This window comes from Pseudomonas monachiensis (assembly GCF_047345015.1).
Classification (GTDB): Bacteria; Pseudomonadota; Gammaproteobacteria; order Pseudomonadales; family Pseudomonadaceae; genus Aquipseudomonas; species Aquipseudomonas monachiensis.
The window spans coordinates 144,714-169,510 of record NZ_CP178857.1; the positions used below are offsets into that span (position 1 = coordinate 144,714).

21 protein-coding genes and 1 pseudogene are annotated in these 24,797 nt (G+C 58.5%); 10 read left to right on the plus strand and 12 right to left on the minus strand.

Annotated elements, in window-relative coordinates; all coding sequences use genetic code 11:
* Positions 1–215: 215 nt before the first annotated feature.
* From gshA to ACMDB8_RS00580, 3 genes are all read right to left on the minus strand, one after another.
* A complete protein-coding gene (gene gshA / locus ACMDB8_RS00570; protein WP_056726921.1) occupies positions 216–1,799 on the minus strand; it encodes a glutamate--cysteine ligase in 1,584 nt (527 codons plus the stop codon).
* A 244-nt stretch (positions 1,800–2,043) separates the two neighbouring features.
* Positions 2,044–2,427: a PaaI family thioesterase gene (locus tag ACMDB8_RS00575; protein WP_007972875.1), complete on the minus strand. Its 384-nt coding sequence runs from the start codon at positions 2,425–2,427 to the stop codon at positions 2,044–2,046.
* A complete protein-coding gene (locus tag ACMDB8_RS00580) occupies positions 2,427–4,751 on the minus strand; it encodes a Tex family protein (protein WP_056726919.1) in 2,325 nt (774 codons plus the stop codon). The genes ACMDB8_RS00575 and ACMDB8_RS00580 overlap by 1 nt, the downstream gene beginning before the upstream one ends.
* A gap of 359 nt (positions 4,752–5,110) precedes the next feature.
* Here ACMDB8_RS00580 and ompR point away from each other — a divergent pair, with 359 nt between their 5' ends.
* Complete coding sequence (ompR, locus tag ACMDB8_RS00585) at positions 5,111–5,851, plus strand: two-component system response regulator OmpR (protein WP_056726918.1); 741 nt, start codon at positions 5,111–5,113, stop codon at positions 5,849–5,851.
* A 115-nt stretch (positions 5,852–5,966) separates the two neighbouring features.
* The gene (locus ACMDB8_RS00590) at positions 5,967–7,280 is read left to right on the plus strand and encodes an ATP-binding protein (protein ID WP_056726917.1); all 1,314 of its coding nucleotides are present in this window, start codon (positions 5,967–5,969) and stop codon (positions 7,278–7,280) included.
* Positions 7,281–7,449: 169 nt separating this feature from the next.
* Here ACMDB8_RS00590 and rimK read toward each other — a convergent pair whose 3' ends face one another.
* The gene (gene rimK / locus ACMDB8_RS00595) at positions 7,450–8,355 is read right to left on the minus strand and encodes a 30S ribosomal protein S6--L-glutamate ligase (RefSeq protein ID WP_007972871.1); all 906 of its coding nucleotides are present in this window, start codon (positions 8,353–8,355) and stop codon (positions 7,450–7,452) included.
* Complete coding sequence (locus tag ACMDB8_RS00600; RefSeq protein ID WP_080925313.1) at positions 8,352–8,813, minus strand: ATP-dependent zinc protease family protein; 462 nt, start codon at positions 8,811–8,813, stop codon at positions 8,352–8,354. Before ACMDB8_RS00600 ends, rimK begins: the two co-directional genes overlap by 4 nt.
* A gap of 234 nt (positions 8,814–9,047) precedes the next feature.
* On the opposite strand from ACMDB8_RS00600, the gene ACMDB8_RS00605 reads away from it, so the two are divergent.
* From ACMDB8_RS00605 to ACMDB8_RS00615, 3 genes are all read left to right on the plus strand, one after another.
* Positions 9,048–9,455, plus strand: a complete 408-nt coding sequence (locus tag ACMDB8_RS00605) for an RNA-binding S4 domain-containing protein (RefSeq protein WP_008045331.1) — start codon at positions 9,048–9,050, stop codon at positions 9,453–9,455.
* Positions 9,456–9,818: 363 nt separating this feature from the next.
* Positions 9,819–10,721 carry an Hsp33 family molecular chaperone HslO gene (gene hslO / locus ACMDB8_RS00610; RefSeq protein ID WP_056726916.1) on the plus strand — a complete coding sequence of 301 codons (903 nt, stop codon included), beginning with the start codon at positions 9,819–9,821 and terminating at the stop codon, positions 10,719–10,721.
* A 180-nt stretch (positions 10,722–10,901) separates the two neighbouring features.
* Positions 10,902–12,443 (plus strand): phosphoenolpyruvate carboxykinase, encoded by a 1,542-nt coding sequence (locus ACMDB8_RS00615; RefSeq protein ID WP_056726915.1) that lies wholly within the window; start codon positions 10,902–10,904, stop codon positions 12,441–12,443.
* Between the two features lie 718 nt (positions 12,444–13,161).
* Here the strand turns inward: ACMDB8_RS00615 and ACMDB8_RS00620 are convergent.
* Together ACMDB8_RS00620 and ACMDB8_RS00625 are read right to left on the minus strand one after the other, a co-directional pair.
* Positions 13,162–13,287, minus strand: a pseudogene (locus tag ACMDB8_RS00620) (hypothetical protein); the annotation flags it as partial.
* 3 nt (positions 13,288–13,290) lie between these two features.
* Positions 13,291–13,683, minus strand: a complete 393-nt coding sequence (locus tag ACMDB8_RS00625; protein ID WP_056726914.1) for a hypothetical protein — start codon at positions 13,681–13,683, stop codon at positions 13,291–13,293.
* 550 nt (positions 13,684–14,233) lie between these two features.
* Here ACMDB8_RS00625 and ACMDB8_RS00630 point away from each other — a divergent pair.
* Complete coding sequence (locus ACMDB8_RS00630) at positions 14,234–15,853, plus strand: hypothetical protein (RefSeq protein ID WP_409079088.1); 1,620 nt, start codon at positions 14,234–14,236, stop codon at positions 15,851–15,853.
* 313 nt (positions 15,854–16,166) lie between these two features.
* Complete coding sequence (locus tag ACMDB8_RS00635) at positions 16,167–16,298, plus strand: hypothetical protein (RefSeq protein WP_269083127.1); 132 nt, start codon at positions 16,167–16,169, stop codon at positions 16,296–16,298.
* 690 nt (positions 16,299–16,988) lie between these two features.
* Here the strand turns inward: ACMDB8_RS00635 and ACMDB8_RS00640 are convergent.
* The 5 genes from ACMDB8_RS00640 to ACMDB8_RS00660 all read right to left on the minus strand — a co-directional run bounded on the left by ACMDB8_RS00640 (position 16,989) and on the right by ACMDB8_RS00660 (position 20,329).
* A complete protein-coding gene (locus ACMDB8_RS00640; RefSeq protein ID WP_223541936.1) occupies positions 16,989–17,342 on the minus strand; it encodes a DUF1493 family protein in 354 nt (117 codons plus the stop codon).
* Positions 17,339–18,616 (minus strand): type II toxin-antitoxin system HipA family toxin, encoded by a 1,278-nt coding sequence (locus ACMDB8_RS00645; protein ID WP_409079089.1) that lies wholly within the window; start codon positions 18,614–18,616, stop codon positions 17,339–17,341. The genes ACMDB8_RS00640 and ACMDB8_RS00645 overlap by 4 nt, the downstream gene beginning before the upstream one ends.
* Positions 18,613–19,104, minus strand: a complete 492-nt coding sequence (locus ACMDB8_RS00650) for a helix-turn-helix domain-containing protein (RefSeq protein ID WP_056726909.1) — start codon at positions 19,102–19,104, stop codon at positions 18,613–18,615. Before ACMDB8_RS00650 ends, ACMDB8_RS00645 begins: the two co-directional genes overlap by 4 nt.
* 203 nt (positions 19,105–19,307) lie before the next feature.
* Positions 19,308–19,604 (minus strand): hypothetical protein, encoded by a 297-nt coding sequence (locus tag ACMDB8_RS00655; protein ID WP_056726908.1) that lies wholly within the window; start codon positions 19,602–19,604, stop codon positions 19,308–19,310.
* A 434-nt stretch (positions 19,605–20,038) separates the two neighbouring features.
* Positions 20,039–20,329, minus strand: a complete 291-nt coding sequence (locus ACMDB8_RS00660) for a hypothetical protein (protein WP_056726907.1) — start codon at positions 20,327–20,329, stop codon at positions 20,039–20,041.
* A gap of 449 nt (positions 20,330–20,778) precedes the next feature.
* Between ACMDB8_RS00660 and ACMDB8_RS00665 the strand changes: the two genes are divergently transcribed.
* From ACMDB8_RS00665 to ACMDB8_RS00675, 3 genes are all read left to right on the plus strand, one after another.
* On the plus strand, positions 20,779–22,713 hold the full coding sequence (locus tag ACMDB8_RS00665; protein ID WP_056726906.1) for a RecQ family ATP-dependent DNA helicase: 1,935 nt from the start codon (positions 20,779–20,781) through the stop codon (positions 22,711–22,713).
* Positions 22,714–22,959: 246 nt separating this feature from the next.
* Positions 22,960–24,186: a 3-hydroxyacyl-CoA dehydrogenase gene (locus tag ACMDB8_RS00670; RefSeq protein WP_409079090.1), complete on the plus strand. Its 1,227-nt coding sequence runs from the start codon at positions 22,960–22,962 to the stop codon at positions 24,184–24,186.
* A gap of 174 nt (positions 24,187–24,360) precedes the next feature.
* Positions 24,361–24,783 carry an acyl-CoA thioesterase gene (locus tag ACMDB8_RS00675; RefSeq protein ID WP_007972849.1) on the plus strand — a complete coding sequence of 141 codons (423 nt, stop codon included), beginning with the start codon at positions 24,361–24,363 and terminating at the stop codon, positions 24,781–24,783.
* Positions 24,784–24,797 lie beyond the last annotated feature (14 nt).

A 24,797-nucleotide genomic window follows, 5' to 3' on the forward strand; every position in this document is an offset into this window, starting at 1 on the left:
TTGTCAGGCGACCGAATGTCGGCGTGAGAAAGAGACTAAATGATCTAAGAATTCGAAAATAAATAACTTTTTCGAATTAGCTTATGAGGCGAAAACCCGGTGAGTCATTGTGAATGGGCTGGAAACAAAAAGATCGCAGCCTTCGGCAGCTCCTACAGGAAACGCATTCCAATGTAGGAGCTGCCGAAGGCTGCGATCTTTCTTACAGGCGCCGATTAGTTACTGATCGCCAGAATGCTCGCCTGGTATGCCCCGACGAACACATCGAAATCACCGACTTCGTTCTGCTCCAGTTCAGCCTGCTGAGCCAGCGACGAACGCGCCCGCTCTTCAAACTTCGCCTGCTCCTCAGCCGGCAACGGCTCGCTGCGGAAGAACTCGGCATGGACCTGGCTCTGGCGCAGGGAGAACTGGGCGAAGCTTTCCTTGTGTTCAGCCATCGCCGCCAATACCTGGGCCGACGGCGTCAGGGACGGGTCCTGGACCTTCGACATCTGGGCGTCCAGCGCCTTGCTGTGGGCATCACCGCCATGGCTCTGGTCGAGCATCGCCGCCAGAGGAGCGATTTTTTCCAGCAGCTCGCCGGCCCATTCCTTCAGGTCAACCGGCTGGCCATCCCGCTGCAGTTGCAGGCCCGGACGGCGACCTTCCTTGACCACGCTGAGGAAGTTCGAGGTCGCGTTGCCGCAACTGGTGTTGGTCAGCAGCGGGCTGTCATTGAGTGCGCAGTACAGCAGGAACGCATCGAGGAAGCGTGACTCGGTGAGATCGATGCCCATCGGCAGGAAGGGGTTGATGTCCAGGCAGCGTACTTCGACGTACTGGATGCCACGGGCCATCAGCGCCTGGATAGGGCGCTCGCCGGTGTAGGTCACGCGTTTCGGGCGGATGTTGGAGTAGTACTCGTTTTCAATCTGCAGAATGTTGGTGTTGAGCTGTACCCACTCGCCATCCTGGTGGGTGCCGACTTCGACGTATGGCGCATACGGCGTGGCCACCGCTTTGCGCAGGCTGTCGGTGTAGCTGTTCAGATCGTTGTAGCACGGCGTCAGGCCGGCCTGGGCGTTGCTCTGGTAACCCAGGTCGCTCATGCGCAGGCTGGTAGCGTACGGCAGGTACAGGGTATGCGGGTCCAGTTGTTCCAACTGGTGCGAACGACCGCGCAGGAAGCCGGCGTCCAGTGCCGGTGAAGCACCGAACAGGTACATCAGCAGCCAGCTGTAGCGGCGGAAGTTGCGGATCAGCGCGATATAGGACGACGACTGGAAGTCGCGGTCGGTGCCGACAAAGCCTTCGGCCTGCTTGAGCAACGGCCAGAGTTTTTCCGGCAGGGAAAAGTTGTAGTGAATGCCGGCAATGCACTGCATGGTCTTGCCGTAACGCAGGGCCAGGCCCTTGCGGTACACGTACTTGAGCTGCCCGATATTGGACGTGCCGTAATAGGCGATCGGGATGTCTTCCTCGGCCGGCAACGGGCACGGCATCGATGGGCTCCACAGGTACTCGTTGCCGAGCTTGCTGTAGGCAAAGCGGTGAATGCTGTCCAGGCTCGCCAGTGTGTCCGCCGGGTCGGGCAGGGCCGGGGTGATGAACTCCAGCAGCGACTCGGAATAGTCGGTGGTGATCTGTTCATTGGTCAGCGCGGAACCCAATTCTTCCGGGTGCGGCGTTTGCGCCAGGCGACCTTCATCGGTCACGCGCAGGCATTCACGTTCGATGCCGTGAAGGCACTGTTCGAGCAGAGAGAGGTTAGCGCGCTCGCCGAGCAGAGCCAGGCGGCGGTTGAGAAGTTCGCTCAAGTTGGATTCCTTCACGCGTCAGTCGCCCCAATATGGGGGTGGGCAAGACGGTCTACAAGGGTGAAGTTAAAACTGGCGTTTTCGCCTGGTTTTTTGAACTCGCCGCAACTAATGTGGGAGCGGGCTTGCTCGCGAAGGCGGTGTGTCAGTCAGCACAGATGCCACCTGATACACCGCCTTCGCGAGCAAGCCCGCTCCCACAGGTTGCGTTCTGCTGAAATTAACTCAAATCGATAACGAGTAGCTACAGGACAGCGAACGTGCCTTGTGCTTTTGCGACCAGTTTGTCGCCCTGCATCACATCGGCCTCGACCACCAATGTGCGGCGACCCGGGTGGATCACCCGCGCCGTGCACATCACCTCGCCGTCAGAGACGGCGCGGATGTAGTTGATCTTGCACTCGATGGTCGCGCTCTGCTGGTCAAAGCCGTGGGTGCTGGAACAGGCCAGCCCCATGGCAATGTCCACCAGGCTGAACAAGGCCCCGCCGTGCAGCTTGCCGCCGCGATTGCGCAGCTCGGGTTCCAGCGCCAGGGCGACTTGCGCCACCCCGGTTTCCAGACTGTGCAAGCGGCAGCCCAACAGCTTGAAAAACGCGCTTTCGGTCAGCCCGGCGGGAATGTCCATCAGCGTTTCTTCAACTGCTTGGCATTGGCGAACAACGAAGCCATGGCATTGTTGCTCGGTGCTGCCGCCGTGGTTTCCTTGCGCGGTGCGGTGTTCTGGGACTGGCGTGGCGCCGACCCCGGACGCGCGCCGCGAGCGCCGTCGATTTTCTCGCCCGGGGTGTCGCTCATGCGCATCGACAGGCCCACGCGTTTGCGCGGGATGTCGACTTCCATGACCTTCACTTTCACCACGTCACCGGCCTTCACCGCTTCCCGTGGATCCTTGATGAACTTCTCCGAAAGTGCGGAGATGTGTACCAAACCGTCCTGATGCACGCCGATATCGACGAAGGCACCGAAGTTGGTCACGTTGGTCACCACGCCTTCGAGGATCATGCCCAGTTGCAGGTCCTTGAGGTCTTCGACGCCTTCCTGGAACTCGGCGGTCTTGAACTCGGGACGCGGGTCACGCCCAGGCTTTTCAAGCTCCTGGAGGATGTCGGTCACGGTCGGCAGACCGAAGGTTTCATCGGTGTACTTCTTCGGATCGAGACGCTTGAGGAACGCGGCATCGCCGATCAGCGAGCGGATGTCACGCTCGGTTTCAGCGGCGATGCGCTGAACCAGCGGATAGGCTTCCGGGTGAACCGCCGACGAATCCAGCGGGTTTTCGCCATTCATGACGCGCAGGAATCCGGCGGCTTGTTCGAAGGTTTTCTCGCCCAGGCGCGCGACTTTCTTCAGCGCTGCGCGGGTCTTGAACGCGCCATGCTCGTCGCGATGGCTGACGATGTTCTGCGCCAGGGTCGCGTTGAGGCCGGAGATCCGTGCCAGCAGCGCTACGGAAGCCGTGTTCACGTCGACACCGACGGCGTTCACGCAGTCTTCGACAACCGCATCCAGGCCACGGGCCAGTTTCAGTTGCGACACGTCGTGCTGGTACTGGCCGACACCGATGGATTTCGGGTCGATCTTCACCAGCTCAGCCAACGGGTCTTGCAGGCGACGGGCAATCGACACGGCGCCACGGATCGACACGTCGAGGTCCGGGAATTCCTTGGAGGCCAGCTCCGACGCCGAGTAAACCGATGCACCGGCCTCGGAAACCATGACCTTGGTCATCTTCATGGCCGGGTATTTTTTGATCAGTTCAGCGGCCAGCTTGTCGGTCTCGCGGCTGGCGGTACCGTTGCCGATGGCGATCAGGTCCACCGAGTGCTTGGCGCACAGGGCGGCGAGCACGGCGAGAGTCTGGTCCCACTTGTTGTGTGGCACGTGCGGGTAAACCGTTGCGTGATCCAGCAGTTTGCCGGTGGAGTCGACCACGGCGACCTTGCAACCGGTGCGCAGGCCCGGGTCGAGACCCAAAGTGGCGCGCGGGCCGGCCGGGGCCGACAGCAGCAGGTCGTGCAGGTTGTGGGCGAACACGTTGATCGCCTCGGTTTCCGCGCCATCGCGCAGCTCGCCCAGCAGATCGGTTTCCAGGTGGGTGTAGAGCTTGACCTTCCAGGTCCAGCGCACCACTTCACCCAGCCATTTGTCGGCGGCGCGGTTCTGGTTCTGGATGCCGAATTGCTGGCCGATCATGCCTTCGCACGGGTGCATGGTGCCTGGCAGTTCGTCGCCGACTTTCAGCGCGGAGCTGAGGATGCCTTCGTTACGGCCACGGAAAATTGCCAGCGCGCGGTGCGACGGCATGCTTTTGAGCGGTTCGTCGTGTTCGAAATAGTCGCGGAACTTGGCGCCTTCCTCTTCCTTGCCGGCGATCACGCGGGCACTGAGGGTGGCTTCCTGCTTCAGGTAATTGCGCAGCTTGTCCAGCAGGCCCGCGTCTTCGGCGAAGCGTTCCATGAGGATGTACTTGGCGCCTTCGAGGGCCGCCTTCACATCGGCCACGCCTTTTTCCGCATCGATAAAGCGTGCGGCTTCGGTTTCCGGGCTCAGGGACGGGTCGTTGAACAGGCCGTCGGCCAGCTCGCCGAGGCCGGCTTCCAGGGCGATCTGGCCCTTGGTGCGGCGCTTCTGCTTGTACGGCAGGTACAAGTCTTCGAGACGGGTCTTGGTGTCGGCGAGCTTGATGTCGCGCTCAAGTTGCGGGGTCAGCTTGCCCTGCTCCTGGATGCTGGCGAGGATGCTGATACGCCGTTCGTCGAGTTCTCGCAGGTAGCGCAGGCGCTCTTCCAGATGACGCAATTGCGTATCGTCGAGGCTGCCGGTCACTTCTTTCCGGTAACGGGCGATGAAGGGAACGGTAGAGCCTTCATCGAGTAGCGCGACGGCCGCTTCGACCTGTTGTGGGCGTACACCGAGTTCCTCGGCGATGCGGCTGTTGATGCTGTCCATAAAACCACCTGACAAATTGTGAAAGCAGGCTCGCAGGCGCCGGGATAGGGCCTGGGCGAGTCTGGTTGAGCGGCCTGGCCTGCGCCGCTACCTGGATCAAAAGGTATCCCGTTGACCCGTGAAATCGAACAATTACTGCCGGCGCCATGAAAAAAATGGTGTCGGTCTGTAGTACCTGTCTGATGTTGCCTGACACAAAAGGCCGCGCATTATAACCAGCGTTCCGGCATTCGGGGACATCGCGGATGCAGGTGCAATGGCCGGTTTTCTGGCGCTAGAGGAAAAATCTGCTAACAATGCACACGGTGCGTATAACGGCAGCTACGCCATAATGCGTGCCGAGATCAAAGGAGCATCCAATGAGCAGCACTGCACAAACTGCTGAAGGCGAAAAAATTCTTATCGTTGACGACGATCCGGGGCTCAGCAGCCTGCTGGAGCGTTTTTTCGTCAGCAAAGGCTACCGCGCCCGCGCCGTACCGAACACCGAGCAAATGGATCGCCTGCTGGCGCGCGAAGTGTTCAACCTGGTCGTCCTCGACCTGATGTTGCCCGGCGAAGACGGCCTGACTGCCTGCCGCCGCCTGCGCAACGCGAACAACCAGATTCCGATCATCATGCTCACCGCCAAGGGCGACGAGCTGAGCCGCATCAAGGGCCTGGAGCTGGGTGCCGACGATTACCTGGCCAAGCCGTTCAACCCCGATGAACTGATGGCTCGCGTCAAGGCGGTATTGCGTCGCCAGTCGGCTCCAGTGCCTGGCGCCCCGGGCAGCGAAGACGAAAGCGTGACCTTCGGTGACTACGAATTGTCCCTGGCCACCCGCGAGCTCAAGCGCGGCGAAGAAGTGCACATGCTCACCACCGGTGAGTTCGCTGTACTCAAGGCCCTGGTGATGAACGCCCGTCAACCGCTGACCCGCGACAAGTTGATGAACCTGGCCCGTGGCCGCGAGTGGGATGCCCTGGAGCGTTCCATCGATGTGCAGATTTCCCGTCTGCGCCGGATGATCGAGCCTGATCCCTCCAAGCCGCGTTACATCCAGACTGTCTGGGGCGTGGGCTACGTGTTTGTACCGGATGGTGCCGCCACCAAGTGATTGGCGATTTGTAGGAGCGGGTCACGCGGACAGCGGATCAATCGATCCTGTCCGCAGACTCGCGACCCGCAATATGCGAGCATCGCTCGCTCCTGCAAGTGTTTAACGGTTATCCATGAAAACCCCCGTTTGGTTCCCCCAGAGCTTCTTCTCCCGCACCCTTTGGCTGGTGCTCATCGTCGTACTCTTCTCCAAGGCACTGACCCTGGTTTATCTGCTGATGAACGAAGACGTGCTGGTGGACCGCCAGTACAGCCACGGTGTCGCCCTGACGCTGCGCGCCTATTGGGCGGCCGATGAAGAAAACCGCGGCAAGATTGCCGAGGCCGCGACCTTGATCCGGGTAGTGGGTGCCGGCGTGCCGGAAGGCGAACAGCACTGGCCTTACAGCGAGATCTACCAGCGGCAGATGCAAGCGGAGCTGGGTGCCGACACTGAAGTCCGGCTGCGCATGCATTCGCCACCGGCGCTTTGGGTCCGGGCGCCAAGCCTGGGCGATGGCTGGCTGAAAGTACCGCTTTATCCCCATCCGTTGCGCGGCCAGAAAATCTGGAACGTGCTGGGCTGGTTCCTCGCGATTGGCCTGCTGTCCACCGCTTCGGCCTGGATCTTTGTCAGCCAGCTCAATCAACCTTTGAAGCGTCTGGTGTATGCCGCGCGGCAACTCGGCCAGGGCCGTAGCGTGCGCCTGCCAATCAGCGATACACCGAGTGAGATGACCGAGGTTTACCGCGCCTTCAACCAGATGGCCGAAGACGTCGAGCAGGCCGGTCGCGAGCGTGAACTGATGCTGGCCGGAGTGTCCCACGACTTGCGCACGCCGTTGACCCGCTTGCGCCTGTCCCTGGAATTGATGGGCGATCACACCGACCTGACCGACGACATGGTGCGCGACATCGAAGACATGGACGCAATTCTCGATCAGTTCCTGGCGTTCATTCGTGACGGGCGCGACGAGTCGGTGGAAGAGGTTGACCTGAGCGAGCTGGTCCGTGAAGTTGCCGCGCCGTTTAACCAGACCGAAGAAAAAGTGCGATTGCGCCTGGAGCCTATCCAGCCGTTTCCGCTGCGTCGGGTATCGATGAAGCGGCTGCTGAACAACCTGATCGGCAACGCGCTGCATCATGCCGGAAGCGGTGTAGAGGTAGCGGCGTATGTGTCCGGGGACACCAGCGCACCGTATGTAGTGCTGAGTGTCATGGACCGTGGCGCCGGGATCGACCCTTCGGAGCTGGAGGCGATTTTCAATCCGTTCACCCGCGGTGATCGTGCCCGGGGTGGCAAGGGTACCGGGTTGGGATTGGCAATCGTGAAGCGGATTGCTTCGATGCATGGCGGCAACGTTGAGCTGCGCAACCGCTCGGGCGGAGGGCTGGAAGCGCGGGTGCGGTTGCCGTTGGGGTTGATGCTGCCGCGGGATGCCGTTTAAAACCTGATTTTTTCAGTGGGGCTGATGGCCCCTTCGTCGGAACGCCGCCCGGGGCAAGTCCGCTTCCACAATGATCGTGTTGAACACAAATTTTATGTCCACTGAAGATCACTGTGGGAGCGAGCTTGCTCGCGATGGCGGCATCCCTGCCGCTACAAGGCTTGGGGGTTTAACCCTTCCCTTTGGTCCGGGTCATATTCGGCCCGCCATTCTTCTCCAGATGTTCAATGATGATCCCCGCCACATTCTTCCCGGTGGTGGTCTCAATCCCCTCAAGCCCTGGCGACGAGTTCACTTCCATCACCAACGGCCCGTGATTGGAGCGCAGGATGTCGACGCCTGCCACCGCCAGCCCCATGACCTTCGCCGCACGCAACGCCGTCATGCGCTCTTCCGGGGTGATCTTGATCAGGCTCGCGCTGCCACCGCGATGCAGGTTGGAGCGGAATTCGCCGGGTTTGGCCTGGCGCTTCATCGCTGCAATCACCTTGTCGCCGACGACGAAGCAGCGAATGTCCGCACCACCGGCTTCCTTGATGTACTCCTGAACCATGATGTTCTGCTTGAGGCCCATGAACGCCTCGATCACCGATTCCGCGGCCGTGGCGGTTTCGCACAGCACCACGCCGATGCCCTGGGTGCCTTCCAGCACCTTGATCACCAACGGCGCGCCGTTGACCATTTCGATCAGGTCGGGAATGTCATCGGGGGAGTGGGCAAACCCGGTCACCGGCAAGCCGATCCCGCGACGGGACAACAATTGCAGTGAACGCAGCTTGTCCCGGGAACGGGCAATGGCCACCGATTCGTTGAGCGGAAATACCCCCATCATTTCGAACTGGCGCAACACTGCGCAGCCATAAAAGGTCACGGATGCGCCGATCCGTGGAATCACCGCATCGAAACCCTCCAGCGGTTTGCCGCGGTAGTGGATCTGCGGCTTGTGACTGGCGATGTTCATGTAGGCGCGCAAGGTGTCGACCACCACCATTTCATGGCCACGCTCGGTACCGGCTTCGACCAGACGACGGGTGGAATACAGACGCGGATTCCGCGACAGCACAGCGATCTTCATGCAACACCTGTGGAGGAGGTAGATACCGGGAACACCGGCTTGTCTTGTACATACTTGATGCCCGGATTGACCACCAACTGGCCGTGGATCAGGGCTTTGGAACCGAGCAACAGGCGATAACGCATGGACTTGCGGCAGGCGAGCGTGAACTCGACCCGCCAGACCCGATCACCAAGGGCCAGGGTGGTGCTGATCACGTATCGCACCTGCGCGTGACCGTTTGAGCTTTTAATGGTTTTCATCGTCACCAACGGAGCTTCGCAGCGTCGGTGGCGCAGTTGTACGACGGAACCCAGGTGGGCGGTAAAACGCACCCACTGCTCACCATCGCGCTCGAACGGCTCGATTTCGGTGGCGTGGAGGCTTGAGGTGCTGGCACCGGTGTCGATTTTTGCCCGAAGGCCGGCGACTCCCAAATCCGGGAGCGCCACCCACTCGCGCAGACCGACAACGGTCAAATGGTCAAATGTCTTCAATAGTGCTCAACCGGTAGAAACCGCTCGGGCCGCATGCGGCCGGATTCGCGGTATTCACGCAGAATAATGATTAAAAGGCGACAGATATCTACGGCCCGGATTTCCAGCCTCCCAGGGAGGTTATGGAATGTCGGCATTGTAATCCGAGCCGGTGAAATTCTTGGTACGTCAGAAACGGTAGTACAGTTCACCAATATTTCAGAATGAGGAAATTCCATGGCACAAAAAAACGAAGAGGACGACAAAGTCCGCCTCGATAAATGGTTGTGGGCTGCACGATTCTACAAAACCCGCGCCCTGGCCAAGGCAGCGATTGAAAGCGGCAAGGTGCATTGCCGGGGCGAACGCTGCAAGCCGGGTAAAGAGCCACGAATCGGCGATGAGTTCGTGATTCGCACCGGTTTCGAGGAGCGCACGGTGGTAGTCCTGGCACTGTCGATCGTTCGTCGCGGCGCACCGCAGGCGCAAACCTTGTATGCCGAGACCCTGGCCAGCATCGCCAAGCGCGAAGAGGCCGCGGCGCAAAGAAAGGCCGGAGCCCTGGGCGTGAGCACCGACGGTAAGCCGAGCAAGAAGCAGCGGCGGGATTTGTTCAAGTTTCGTGGCAGCAGTAACGACGACTGATACAGATATTGCTCGGGCGAGTGCCGCGTACTCGCCAGGTTTCACTGCGCCTTCAGGCCAAGACTTGCAATTGACCCGGTGCGCATCCATATCTGTGCCTGGCCAGCAGTGCATTGCATGGACGATATCGCCGCTCGTCGAAAATCACACACAGTCTCTGACCTGTAGGCCATAACCACATTGCCAGCAGTGCAGGGCGGGAAACGACCTGGAACCCATCAGCGCTTATTCCACCTTGCTTGGATCAGGCCCGGATTGTTCATAAAATGCCTTTCATGGCTGAACGTTGCACACCCGAGGGGTGGCGCAAGGTCAATTTCCTGTTTCCTGTAACCATTTTCACTACTTCAGATACCCAGACCTATGACCGATCACGCGGATAACGACTTCACCCAACGCTTCATCTTCGATGACAGCGACACCCGTGGCGAGCTGGTTTCGTTGGAGCTCAGCTACGCCGAAGTCCTGGCCAAACACGCCTACCCGCAGCCGGTTGCGCAACTGCTCGGCGAGCTGATGGCGGCCGCGTCGTTGCTGGTCGGCACGATGAAGTTCGATGGCTTGCTGATTCTGCAGGCCCGTTCCGAAGGCCCGATCCCGCTGCTGATGATCGAGTGCTCCAGCGAGCGCGACATCCGTGGTCTGGCCCGTTACGACGCGGACCGCATCGCTGCCGATGCAACCCTGGCCGACCTGATGCCGGACGGCGTGCTGGCATTGACCATCGACCCGAAACAGGGCCAGCGCTACCAGGGCATCGTCGACCTCGACGGCGCCACCCTGTCCGAATGCTTCACCAACTACTTCGTCATGTCCCAGCAAGTCGGCACGCGTTTCTGGTTGTACGCCGATGGCCGTCGCGCCCGTGGCCTGTTGCTGCAACAACTGCCTGCCGACCGTTTGAAAGACGAAGACGAACGCGCCGCCAGCTGGCAGCACATCACCACCCTGGGCGGTACGCTGACCGCCGATGAGCTGTTGGGCCTGGACAACGAAACCGTGCTGCATCGCCTGTACCACGACGAGCAGGTGCGTCTGTTCGATGTGCAGAAGCTGCGCTTCCGTTGCAGTTGCTCGCGCGAACGATCGGCCAATGCGCTGGTCAGTCTGGGTATGGAAGACGCGCAGCAACTGGTGGTCGAACACGGTGGCAACATCGAAATCGATTGCCAGTTCTGCAATCAGCGCTACCTGTTTGACGCGGCCGATGTCACTCAATTGTTCGCCGGCGCGGGTATCGAGACGCCGTCAGATACCCGTCACTAAAACGATTCAGCGCAGGTAAATTCACTGCCTTGTGCCGGATTAACGCCGTTACGACAGGAGGGGCCTACTCTTTTTGGGCTTTTCTGGCATAATCCGGCCCACTTTTTTCGCGGTAGTAGTGCACGACTTTCTACTACAAAAACGTTTGGAGCACTCGGCCACTGGCCGACGGGGAACCTCATGACGCAAGCCAACAATGCCGTGTACACCGATCTGAGTGTTGATGATCTGGTTAAAGAAGCCCTCAATCGCGGTGAAGGCGAGCTTGCCGATACCGGCGCACTGGTTGTTCGTACCGGTCACCGTACCGGCCGTTCGCCAGTCGACCGTTTCATCGTTGAAGAGCCAAGCACCCAGGCCGCTATCGCCTGGGGCCCGATCAACCGCAAGTTCCCGGCCGACAAGTTCGACGCCCTGTGGGCTCGCGTTGAGGCATTCAACAACGCGCAAGAGCATTTCGTTTCCCACGTGCATGTAGGTGCGGCTTCCGAGCACTACCTGGCCGTGAAGATGACCACCCAGACTGCCTGGCAGAACCTGTTCGGCCGTTGCCTGTTCATCAACCCGGCTCAGTACAACCCGGCGGGTCGTGACGAGTGGCAGGTCCTCAACGTTGCCAACTTCGAGTGCGTGCCAGAGCGTGACGGCACCAACTCCGACGGCTGCGTGATCCTCAACTTCGCACAGAAGAAAGTGCTGATCGCCGGCATGCGTTACGCCGGTGAAATGAAGAAAGCCATGTTCTCGGTGCAGAACTTCCTGCTGCCGGCTGCCGACGTACTGCCAATGCACTGCGCCGCCAACATCGGCGAAGAGGGCGACGTGACCCTGTTCTTCGGTCTGTCCGGTACCGGCAAGACCACCCTGTCGGCCGACGAAAGCCGTTACCTGATCGGTGACGACGAGCACGGCTGGGGTGAAGGCGTTGTGTTCAACATCGAAGGCGGTTGCTATGCCAAGTGCATTGACCTGTCCGAGAAGAACGAGCCGGTTATCTGGAAAGCCATCAAGCACGGTGCGGTATTGGAAAACGTCGTTATCGACGACGCCAAGCACGCCGACTACGCCGATGTCAGCCTGACCCAGAACAGCCGCGCCGCCTACCCGCTGGAGCACGTTGCCAAGCGCTCCGAGAAGAACCTCGGTGGCGAGCCGAACGCTGTGATCTTCCTGACCTGCGACCTGACCGGCGTGCTGCCGCCAGTGTCGATCCTCAACGAAGAACAAGCGGCTTACCACTTCCTGTCCGGCTACACCGCTCTGGTCGGTTCGACCGAAATGGGTTCGGGCAGCGGCATCAAGTCGACCTTCTCCACCTGCTTCGGCGCACCGTTCTTCCCGCGTCCGGCCGGCGAATACGCTGAGCTGCTGATCAAGCGCATCCGCGGCTTCGGTTCCAAGGTCTACCTGGTCAACACCGGCTGGACCGGTGGTGGCTACGGCGTCGGCAAACGCTTCAACATCCCGACCACTCGTGCCGTGATCGCAGCGATCCAGAGCGGCGCGCTGATCGGTACCGAGACCGAGCACCTGGATACCATCAACCTCGACGTGCCAGTGGCCGTACCGGGCGTTGAGACTGGCCTGCTGAACCCACGCAACACCTGGGCCGATAAAGCCGCCTACGACGAAGCCGCCAAAGCACTGGCCGGCCTGTTCATCGAGAACTTCAAGAAGTTCGAAGTGAGCGACGCGATCAAGGCTGCGGGTCCAAAGCTGTAAGTGTTGGATTGAGCTAACGAAGAAGCCGCCCCTCGGTTATTCCCCCCCTCTTGGGAATACATAGTTAGGCCCTTTTCAGCCAGTTACTGCATCAATACCCCTCTATGAGGGGTATTTTTTTATCCGTAGATGTGAAAGCCATACCATGATTTAGCATGGCATGTAGGCGAGGCCCAGTCTTATGCATGACCACGTTGTGCTCCTCGGCAGAGTTTGCAGGTTCCGGCGAGTTGACCGTGTGTACGGATAGATGCTGACAGCTTCAGGGGCTCACACCGAATTCTCCAGCCGCACTGGGTTGCGACTATCACGGCAAGCACTTTGGCGCTCCGTATCTTGACGCTCAGTGCATTGATGGTTTTCTCTGGGACGAAGACAGCTGCGATGAACCGGGTGGCGCTTTGCATAACGGCGGCGATATTCCATGCCCGAAATGCAATGCAGCCGAATATGGGGATACAAAAGATGAGTGACGAACAGACCTACCCCCGCGTCATCCGCGTCGAAGCCAACACCAACCTCAAGCAGATCGGCGTCCAGCCCGGCTGGTTCGTCCGCGCCGGTTCCTGCTCGATCTGGTTCGAGGTGCAGCACGTGTATGACAAAGCAATACTGGTCGCCACCCGCGATCCGCGCCGCGTCTCAGACGTGGTGAGTGTGGGGAACTCTTCAGCGCAATTAACGAGGTGTCGAGCGTGGCCCCGCCTCACAGCCACTGGATCAAGCTCGACCGTAAGTTGCCCCACTCGCGACGCTCCAGGGTCATTAGCTCGGCCGGCTTGCTATGCCCCACCAACCATTCGCCGACCACCCAGGTGAAGTCACTGCCGTACAGATCGCGGTTGAGCTACTGCTCAACGCCGCCCAGTTCTTCATTGAGGCCGTCCAGTTGCCCGAGCTGGTTGTACGTCGCTTGGCCTTGGCTGTCCTTAACAAGTGGGCTCCAAAGCATGAAGTGTCGGCTGTACTCCGACAGGTACTTGTTTGCGTACTCAATGTCTCTTGAGAATTTATCGGTGAGTTTCTGTACGTTGTTGGGCCGTTTGTCCTTGACGTACTGGAGTCCTGTAGTCAGGTGAATGGCAACCTCACAAATGTAGACCTGCTTCTCTTTGAGATTGATGCCCACAACGTCGATCTCGCCGTGAGCCTCAACGGGGTAGAGATTGGTTTGAATGAAGTCGCATTTGCGGATGTACCGCAGATACGATGACACCAGTTGCTCTCCGACATTCAGCACCACGATCTCCCTAGCGGCTAACGATTAAGCCAAAGGGCGGCAGCACGGCGGGCGCTTCGGCAGCTTGCCGGTCGTGCCCGGCGCCGGCACTGCACATGCCATTGCTCGATAGCGTATCCAGGGTATCGGCCAGCCTTTGCCCCCTTGCCCTGGCAAGCATGGATGCGTCCAATGAACTGCCAGTGGAGATCTACAACTACTCGATGAACCTGTATTGCCAAGGTCATCGCCACAGCCCCCCTTCCCTACGCCTGTGAGGTCGTGCCTACACGCAGACCTATGAGGACTCCAAGGGTCAGTAGCATATCCTTGAATACCTTGTACGGGGTGATGGCTGCAGCGGCGGCTGATGCGCCATTGAAGTAAGTCCGTGGCGGCTGTTCGAGGAATTAGCCGCCACGCCTACCGACGGGTGCTCCTTGAGCGCCTCCAGGAAAGTCTTCCTCGGAGGCGACTCGAGCGGGCCTTGGTATAGTCCCATTGGACGAAGAATGATGCTTGCGCGCGCTCGACAATGGCGGCTTCTCAATTAATCCGGAATTTGCCAATCATGCCAACAAATATCCATGAGCGCAGGTCCAGGAAAAAGATCTATATTCTTCTGTCAGCTTCGATGCTGGTGCTGGCCTGTATTGGTATAAAGTTCCTGGTTGCGGATAAGCTGCCCCTCTCGCTGACCGCCTTTCGGGAGATCCTCGGGGGGGCTGGCGATATTGGCCACCTGGCCAACGGATCGGCAAACCGCGAATTTCAAGTGGCAGACGGAATCAGGGTGCCAACGCTGGTTGGAAGCCACCCGCTGATTCCGCACCCCCTGTCGAGACTGCCTATGCCAGACCATCCATTTCTTATGGATGAAACCGCGAGCGGCGGGGTTCATGGGGATACGTATAATTCCAGTACCACGCCATATGCGGGGCCTCTCGGGATCGCGCCAATAGCGACATATGTGCCGACACGCCCCGGCAACGAGATTTCGATGTGCACGCCCATGCTCATGACGCCTGGTGAAAAACTGGCGTCCTTGTGCGTCGGCTTGGGCAATCCGAGCCAGCTGGTGCTTTTTGATCCCAAGAACAATTTCAAGGTCGCGGCGCAGGTCGCCACGACCAGCAAGAAAATGAATTTCCTGGAGCCGGGAATGGGATGGTACACCGGCCTCGACGCTCTGGGTCGGGCCATCGTGGCGAACCCGGAACAAAAAGTTCAGATATATTCTATTGTTGGAAGCAATGACCAATACAAATGGTCTCTTGAAAAAGAGTATGACCTAAGCAGCGCCTTGCCTGATGGCCAACCAATTTCAGATGTTCATCCTGACTGGAAAAATAATCTCTGGTTTAGCACGATGTATGGCTATGTCGGCTACATCAACCAAATGACCGGTAAGATAGAACGTATGAAACTTCCGGGGGGTGAGGTTTCAGGTACGGCACTGGCGTTGAACGCGGATGCGACGTTCGTACTCACTACCATGGCACTTTATCGCTTTGAAATAGATGATGATGGAAAGATTATCACTCGCTGGCGATATGAATATGGACAGTCCAACTCAAGTGGTGATTTGACCGCTCCGACGCTGTTCGATGAAGGTAAGTTGATCTCATTCGGTTTGAACGATGACTCGCATCGCTTTGCGAGGGTGCTGGTACTTAAAACCGATAGCGCAGCAATGGCAAGCAGCTCCAGGGTCGTATGTGAGCATCCCGTGTTTAAAGAAGATAGAGGATATCTTGATAATACATTTGTGGGTTATGGAAAGTCACTTGTAATTCAAAATAATTATGGGTCGAAGTTCTTTGAACCGGCAGCATCCGAACCCGGGCTTGCGAGAGTCGATGTCAGGCCTGGATACAGTGGATGCAACACGATCTGGGAGAATTACGCGGTTTCGTCAAAGGTTCCACCCAAACTTTCGACTGCCGATGGTTATGTTTATCAATACACTATGAAATCGGGCGATGGAGACAAGCTGGGCGCATTTTATCTCAGTGCCCTCGATTTCCAGACTGGCAAACTAGCTTCAGAAATATTTATTGGAAGTGGAAAGAGGCTGGACAGCCCGATGCTGTCAATCAATTTCCTGCCTGGCGGTGTGATGGTTGCCGGCGTGCGGAACGGGTTGGTCACGTTGAGAGATCGCCCCGAGGCAACGGCCGGTGCCAGATAGGTTCAAATTGTGCCCAGACCTGTCGGTGACCATGGTGCGCGAGTTCGGTGTGAAGGCTTCCTGCTGGTTCTGAACACAACGGATGGCCCCGGCCCGGACGGCCCGGGGCATCGAAATCCTCAGGGTCACTTAGCCTCCAAGACGAAGGACTTTGGAACGTATCGTCCGCATTTCAACGGGCTCAATGCGGACAAGTGAGGAGCAAGCAGTTGAAATCTATCGGACGAATGATCAGTCTGTGCGGGATGGCTTTGGCTATCGGCGTGCCTGCGAGTATGACGGCTTGACGACGTAGGCTTCGGCGCTGGGCGTGATGGCAGCCACCAATGAAGCGGTCGAACACGCCGAGGTGGTGATGCTGGTGTCGATCTTCGGTGCCATCAGGCTGCAAAAGGGTCGTGACAATAGGGGACAGACCACGGTTATCTATTTCGATTTTGTCTGACTAATCGTGGACTGTCCATGGTTATCCCCGCTGCGCGAACTACAGAGTGGCCAGGGCGGTAACGCCCACTACAGGCCGAATATACGAATGCAACCGCACTGACGACAGGGTTGGAAGAGCTTTACTCACTACTTATGAGGAGTGTCCATATACGCATTGTTTGTTAGGTGCTATTTGAACCTAACCAGATTTATGTAGGATATGCCCTTCATGCCCATTTGGGACTCTGTGTGGGCTGACTCAATGTAAGCGTTTCTAACTCCGCACTGGCATAATTTGTTGATATGGTTTTTGATTGCACCTTCAGTGCTGTGGTCGAAACTAAATGCACTGCTGCCCTCTACAATGCATATTTCTTTGGTCATGCCATTTTCTATGGCCTGATTCTTTGTTTGATATACCGTGACCTCGCAGCTTGGCTCTACGCGGACAGCGTCGACCCCGATCGACAAGCCATTCTCGCATCGCCGACTTCCTTCGAGGAGCTTGTCGCCCTTGCGAAGGGAGAGATTTGCCAGATCCGCTTGGTAGCGATACATCGCTAACTCAGATGGGCCAGACCCTTGACCAGGTTGGCTTCTGAGCTATCCGCCCCTGAACTATGTACCGTTACGGTATAAGTCTTGAGAGGGCGGTTTTTTTGTGCGCAAAATTCGGTTTTTCGCGGGCAAGTCAGAATGCGTCGGGCCGTCATAGACCTTCGAGCTCATCCGTGTCCCAGCGTTGGGCCTTGATGGCCCGGTAGAGCATGTCGAGGGTCAATGGCACCTTCTCGCCGCGACCCTTGGCCTTTCGCTTTAGATTCACGTCAAAGCCGTCGGGCTGGAAATAGCGATAACTGTCGAAATCCACGAAATCGATGGCGAAGTGGTCTTCCAGGGTTTCGATCAAATGCCGGGCGTCTGCACCGTTGCAGCCCAGGTCGAAATTGATCGAGGTGCCGAGGTTGATGGTTTTGCGTTCGGGGAAGCCGAGTTCTTCATGCAGCAATTGCATGAGTTGCTGCATCAAGTCGTCGTCGGGGAGGTTGGGGGCGAGGTTCATGACGTAGGCTCCGCTAATCGAAATGCAGGCGCCATATTATCCTGCTCACGTTTCGATAGCCCCAATGCCCCCGCTAGTGTTGGCCATTGGCTGACAACTTCTTTGAAGCTGTCGATGATGTTTTCTGCATCCGCACGACTGACCCGAAAATACTCTGCCACTTCCCGGGCCAGCTCCAGATCCAGTGCGTTATCGGTATCGGTGATGTTGAGCTTCAAGCCGTCGGCATAGGCCACCGGGTTCATGTCATAGGCGGCAGACAATCGCCATCCACGACCCGGATCAAGGATAAAGCCATGGTTACGCAGGTGGTCGTCGCTGTTGGAGACCAGGATGTTGAACACAATCCGAGACCACAATTCCCGTAAGTCTGCTTTGGTTTCCGAGCCGTGCTCCATGAGCACTTCAGCCAACTCAAGGTAGCTCGCGCCGACTGAGGCATCGTCACCGTCAATGCGATCAGTCATGGTCATGCCTGAGGCAAAGTGCAGTCGGCCACCCCGTTCAGTGCGGTCGAAGCGCTTGACCATGAAGCAATGATGATCACTGGCATAGCGTCGGGCGATACCGGTCGCGACTCGCAGACCACAATGATTGGCCAAGGCATTCACCACCAGTTCCCAAGCGCCAATGTCATAGTCATCGCGGGTGCTGGGGAACTTGGCAATCCACAAGTGCCCCTGCTCGTCTGCAACGCTGGCCTTGGGGCGGGCGCCACCCAGTGAGCCTCCTGGTGCGATCAGCATTCTCAGCCACTCGCGGCCATCGAGTGAGGTGTTGTCCGGATCGTTTTCCAGAGCTCGGCTTGCTTGTTCCAAAGCCCGCAGCTCAATGAACGGTGGGGCGGCCACGCCATCACGATCATCGAGAAAGTTGCCTTGGTCATTGAGCTTGTAGCGGATTGCACCGACCCGATAGAGATCATGCACGCCTAACAGGAAATCCGACTCTTGGAGCTTGCTGCCTTTGGCAGCCAGGCCGTCGCGGATATCGCGCTCCAGTCGTCGCTTCATCAGTAATTGACCCCACCGATCCGGGCTTGAATCAGCGAACACGCCAAATCGGTTTTGATGTTGCCCCGGGAACTGACGACCTTCATAGAGCCCGATTCGAGGGTCCAGGGGTGTGAAGTTCAACTCGGGATCTGCCAGCGCAGCCTTGTCGTACTCAAATTCGAAGACTTCTGTGGAGCGGGCCTTTCGGGCATGCAGGAAGCCGAGACGTCTGGGTCCATTCAAGGATTCCCAATCGGCATACACCGCAATCTGAGTCATTTATCACCCGTCGTGGACTTGGTTTTTTTCTGGGTCAACAGATTGGAAAGCGAGTGGGTGTTGAAGGGGTAGTCAGCGGATAGGTCTGCTGTGCTGGCGCTTTCAATCACTCCAGTGCCTTTTTCAGGTATTGGAGCATTTGTTTTCACTGCACTCGTTCTGCGTGTTCGCTGGCTTGAGCCTGCGGTGGAGGTGGTGCTGGATTTCAGTTGTGCGTCCTGCAGTTGACGGCCCACTTCATCGGCTGCCGCGAGTTTGCTCAAGTCTTTTTCCAGACCCAGAACTTGCATGACAGACAGGTAGGCTCCGATGGTCACCCCTGAGCCACCTGATTCCAGGGAGCGCAAAGTTGTCAGTGACATGCCCGCCCTCTCAGCGACTTGTTTAGCTGTGAGTTTGCGGCGTAGGCGAGCGAGTTTCAGTCGCTCGCCGAACTCGGAAAGTAGTCTGGAAGCGGCGGGCAAGAGTGGAGCTGTCTTCTTGGCCATGTGCCAATATTCCTTCATTAGGGCGCTATAACTGCCAGAATAATAGCACTTAAGGAAAAGGTGAGCTGCGATTGGGACATTGAAAAAGACACCATTCTCGTGACGCTGATTTCCTTAAGGAAGGGATGATAACTGCCATTATTCCAGCTGTTTTTTATTTAAATAGCCAGAATAATGCCACTTAGGTGCTCTGATGAATGGCGTCAGGCTGGGGCTTTCCAGTTCAGCATGCGTTGTTGGGCGACCTTGAGCAGGTCGCAGCCGTCCTGGGTCAGCAGGTAGAGCGCGTGGGTGATGTGCGGGATGTCTTCGAGACCGCCGTGTTTGAAGCATTGGCAGTGCAGGGTTTGCAGCAGTTCGCTGGAGGCCCGGATGCGCTGGAGGGCGGCTTCGAGGATGTCTTGGGGGTTGGCCTCTGTGTCGATGATCAGGGGCGGGGTGTCGGTGAGGTTGGTGTGGAGTGGGCGGTAGCGATTTGGAAACGGGTTCAGAGTTGACATGGCATGTACTCGGTTTGTTGTTAATTAACCGCCAGCACCGTGACCAAACGATGGGAGGCGGACTGTGCGCAGGCTTGGTCAACCGAGAACAACAACTCGGCTCGCCCGAAGGCGTCCCGCACACAGTCGCCATGACAATGCACTGCGAGGACATAGATGTCCGCGGCGCGAATGATGGCACAACTATGTGCGTTGTTCTCAGGTGACCAAACCTGATCGCTGATTTGGCAGCGACAGTCCGGACTATATGTTCGAGCCACTGGCTGGCGATAGCCGACAAGTTGTCTTGTTTTGTAGGACCTTGCCGAAGCTTCCATAGGTCGTTGCTGACGGAGTTATCCACAGCGAAATATCCAGAACTTGCATGTCCGCAGAAGGACCGCGTTATCGTTCTTCGCGAGCAGGCTCGCTCCCACAGGCGGTTGTGGTGTTTTTCAGCCGGTGAGTTTCGGCAAGCGCTGGCGGGCGATGTCGAGCAGGTCATTGCCGTCCTGGGTCAGCAGGTACAGCGCGCTGACGATCTTGGGGATGTCGCTGGCATTGGCCTGTTTGAAGCACATGCAATAGAGGGTTTCGAGCAGGTCGCTGGCGGCGTGGATGCGTTGTCGGGCGGCGTCGAGGATCTCGAAGGGGTCGGCCTCGGTATCGATGACCAGCACCGGGGTTTCGCTGTAGCGGGTCTTGAGTGGGTGGTAGCGGGTTGTCAGTGAGTCGGGGTTTTTCATTGAATGGGTCCTGTGCGAAATCGGCAAGTGTTCCCGGCAGGCCGAGACACTGTTTTCAGCCGCGCTGGAAACTATAGGAGGGTATGGCGTTACGGGACAAGACGGCTGAGATCGACAGGCTTTGTAAGGGTTTTGTCATATTTTGAGGAAGCGGACTACACGTTGGGGCTGGGTTTTCAACGTGGAATGGCGAGAGGTAAAAATGCTTACAGCGTTTTCAGCCGCTTCGCAGTAAATCTCGGTAGAGGGGGCCTCGGACAATGTCGGGTATTTCGAGTTTTGCGGTGGGTGTGCTGGCCTCTTCGCGAGCCTGCTCGCGAAAGCGATCTCAAGCCCTTCCAGCCATCCGCTGTATGATCCGGTATCGTTTTTGCCCCCGACCTTTTCTCGACTCGCTGCGATCGCCGGCCAGGCTTTTGACTCCGCAGCAGTCAACGGAGTGACAGCTTATGCACAACACCCTGGAACAGGTTTTCGGTTATCCACAATTTCGACCCGGTCAGGAGGCGGCCGTCAGTGCCGTGCTGGCGGGGCGCTCGGCGGCGGCGATTTTCCCCACCGGTTCCGGCAAGTCCCTTTGCTACCAATTGCCGGCGCTGTTGCTGCCGCACCTGACGCTGGTGGTCTCACCGCTGCTGGCGTTGATGCAGGATCAACTGGCGTTCCTGCAACGCCACGGCATCTCGGCGGGCAGTATCGATTCGGCGCAGAGTCGCGATGACGCCAGCGATGTCATGACCCGGGCAAAATCCGGCGAACTGAAGATTTTGATGATCTCCGTGGAGCGCCTGAAGAACGAGCGCTTCCGGCATTTTTTGCAGCAAGTACCGATTTCGCTGCTGGTGGTGGACGAGGCGCACTGCATTTCCGAATGGGGACATAACTTTCGCCCGGACTACCTCAAGCTTCCCGACTATCAACGCCAGTTCAACATCCCTCAGGTGTTGTTGTTGACCGCAACGGCGACGCCCAAGGTCATCGCCGACATGCAGGCGAAATTCGCCATCGCCGCCAACGATGTGGTGACCACCGGTTTCTATCGTCCGAACCTCAATTTGCTGGTGGAACCGGTTCGCGGAGCGGACAAGCGCAGGCGTCTGGTCGAATGGATGAGCCAGCGTCCGGACCAGCCGAGCATCGTCTATGTCACCTTGCAGAAAACCGCCGAGCACATCGCCGAACATCTGAACCGCAACGGCATTCAGGCCGAGGCTTATCACGCCGGGTTGCCCCATGAGCAACGGGAAGCGATCCAGCGTCGATTCATGGGCGGGCAGTCCAATTGCATCGTCGCCACCATCGCTTTCGGCATGGGCATCGACAAGAGTGACATCCGCAACGTGGTGCATTTCGACCTGCCCAAATCCATCGAAAACTACAGCCAGGAAATCGGCCGCGCCGGGCGTGACGGGCAGCCGTCGGACTGCCTGGTGTTGGCCAACCGCGACAGCCTCAACGTGCTGGAGAACTTCGTCTACGGCGACACGCCCGAGCTCGATGGCATCCGTTGCGTGCTTGACGAGATGCATGCCGCCGCAACCGAAGGGCAGTGGGAGTTTCTGCTGGGGCCGTTGGCCGATCAGAGCAATATTCGCCAGTTGCCGCTCAAGACCTTGCTGGTGCAGCTCGAGTTGCGCGGGTTGATCGCCCCGCGCTACGCGTACTACGCCGAGTACCGTTTCAAGTATGTTCAGGAGCCCGAGGCGCTATTGGCACGCTTCGAGGGCGAGCGCAGGGATTTTGTCGCGGCGATCATCCAGACCTCCAGCCGCGCACGGACCTGGGCCACGGTGAATTTCGAGGCGTTGTACGAGCAGCATCAGGCCGAGCGCAGTCGGGTGGTCAAGGCACTGGATTACTTCCAGGAGAAGGGCTGGGTGGAGCTCGAAAGCAAGCAGATGACCGAGGTCTACAGCGTGCTGCAAAGCGGGTTCGACAGCGCCGCGTTGAGCGAGGAACTGCACGGCTATTTCACTCGGCATGAGCGCACCGAGGTCGCGCGGATTCACGCGATGCTGGACCTGTTCGCCACCGACCGTTGCCTGGGTTATCGCCTGGCCGAGTATTTCGGCGACCACAATGCGCCGCAGCAATGCGGGCATTGTTCGGTGTGTCATGGGCAAGTGGCGCGGCTACCGGCACCACCGGAGTTGCCGGCCCTTGTGGATAAGAATTTCGAGGCACTGTGTGGCGGTTTTATCCACAGGCACGAGCAGCACACGGGCAACGTGCCCTCGGCTGAACGCGTGACACGGTTTCTGTGCGGGATCAGTGTGCCGTTGTTCACCAGGCTCAAGGCGCGGTCGATTTCGGGGTTTGCGGCGCTGGAGGATTATCCGTATGCCGGGGTGCGGGAGTGGGCCGAGCAACATCTGGCAGGCTGAACCGTGGTCCTTGTGGGAGCGGGCTTGCTCCGGGCGGCGATCCGACGAAAGCGGTGGGTCAGTCACCATCACTGCCACTAGATGGATCGCCTTCGCGAGCAAGCCCGCTCCCACAGGGGTTTTCGGTGTGCTCAAAGGGCTACATCCATCCGCTGAATGTTGCTCATCACAGGAATAAATTTCAAAAAAACCTGGTGGCTGACTATGGTGGTGGCTGTCTTCGGATCGCCAACAAGAGAACAAAACATGAGCCAGACACCGTCGAATATTCAGCGCGCCGCCGTCATCGGCGCGGGCACCATGGGCCGTGGCATTGTCATGTGCCTGGCCAACGCCGGAGTGGCCGTGCAGTGGGTCGACAACAATCCGCAAATGCTGGAGCAAGCGCTGGCCACCGTGGCCGACACCTACGCCCACAACGTGCGCCAGGGCCGCATTGACCAAGGCGAAGCCGATGCCCGTGTGGCGCGGGTTACGGCGGCGGATGGTTATGTGGCCATCCGCGAGGTCGACCTGGTCATCGAAGCGGTGTACGAAAACCTTGAGCTCAAGCAGAAAATCTTCCGCGAGCTCGATGGCCTGCTCAAGCCTGAGGCGATTCTGGCGAGCAATACTTCGGCGCTGGACATCGATGCCATCGCTGCGGCCACACGTCGGCCGCAACAAGTACTGGGCCTGCACTTCTTCAGCCCGGCGCACATCATGAAACTGCTGGAAGTCGTCCGTGGCGCGCAGACTGCACCGGCGGTACTCGACGCGGCGCTGGCGCTCGGCCAGCGCATGGGCAAGGTCAGTGTGGTGTCGGGCAATTGCGACGGTTTCATCGGCAACCGCATGCTCAATACCTATGTGCTCGAAGCGCGAAAAATGCTGCTGGAAGGCGCTTATCCCTACCAGGTTGACGCTGCGCTGCAGGGCTTCGGTTTCGCCATGGGGCCGTTCCGCATGTTCGATGTGGTGGGCGTCGACCTGCAATGGCGCTCGCGCCAGCTATCCGGCATCGGGCAGGATGCGCCGGAGGTCCAGGTGGATAATCGTTTGTGTGAGCAGGGACGTTTTGGCCAGAAGAGTGGCAACGGTTTTTACCACTATGAACCCGGCAGTCGTCAGGCCGAACACGATCCGCAGGTGGATGCACTGGTGCTTCAAGTCAGTGAGGAGCTGGGGTTCCAGCGCCGCGAGATCGGCCCGGAAGAAATTCTCGAGCGCTGTTTGCTGGCACTGGTCAACGAAGGCGCGAAGATCCTCCAGGAAGGCATCGCCGGGTCGGCCCGCGATATCGATCTGGTGTACCTCAACGGTTACGGTTTCCCGGCGGACAAGGGCGGGCCGATGGCCTGGGCCGATCAGCAAGGGCTGGCGGACATTCACCGGCGCTTGATGGACCTTGAGACGCGTCAGGGCGATCACTGGCAGCCGGCGCGGGTGATTGGCGAGTTGGCGGCAGCCGGCAAAGGCTTCGCTGACAAGTGATTGTTGTGGCGCCTGTGAGGGCGCCTTCGCGAGCAAGCCCGCTCCCACACTGTTACTTCATTGCCTGCAAAATTTGTGTCCGGCGATGATCCATTGTGGGAGCGGGCTTGCTCGCGAAGAACGATAACGCGGTTTTCGCCTTAGACTGGCGAACCCACTCAGGAATCAACACCAATGCCCCAACGCACCGACTATCCGCACTTCCAGCCCATCACCACCCGCTGGCACGACAACGACGCCTACGGTCACGTCAACAACGTGACCTACTACAGCTTCTTCGATACGGCAGTGAACACTTACCTGATCGAAGTCGGCGGCCTGGATATCCATGATGGTGAGGTGGTGGGGTTCGTGGTGAGTTCTTCCTGTGATTACTTTGCTTCCATTGCCTTCCCGGACCGCATCGAGATCGGTCTGCGGGTGGGCAAGCTGGGCAACAGTTCGGTGCAGTACGAACTGGCCGTGTTCAAGCAAGGAGAAGACGAGGCCTGCGCGGCGGGGCGCTTTGTGCATGTGTTTGTCGATCGTGCATCGAATCAACCCGTGGCGATTCCTGCCGGGTTGCGCGGGGCACTGGAACGTCTGGTGGTTCAGTAAGGCAAAAAAAATCG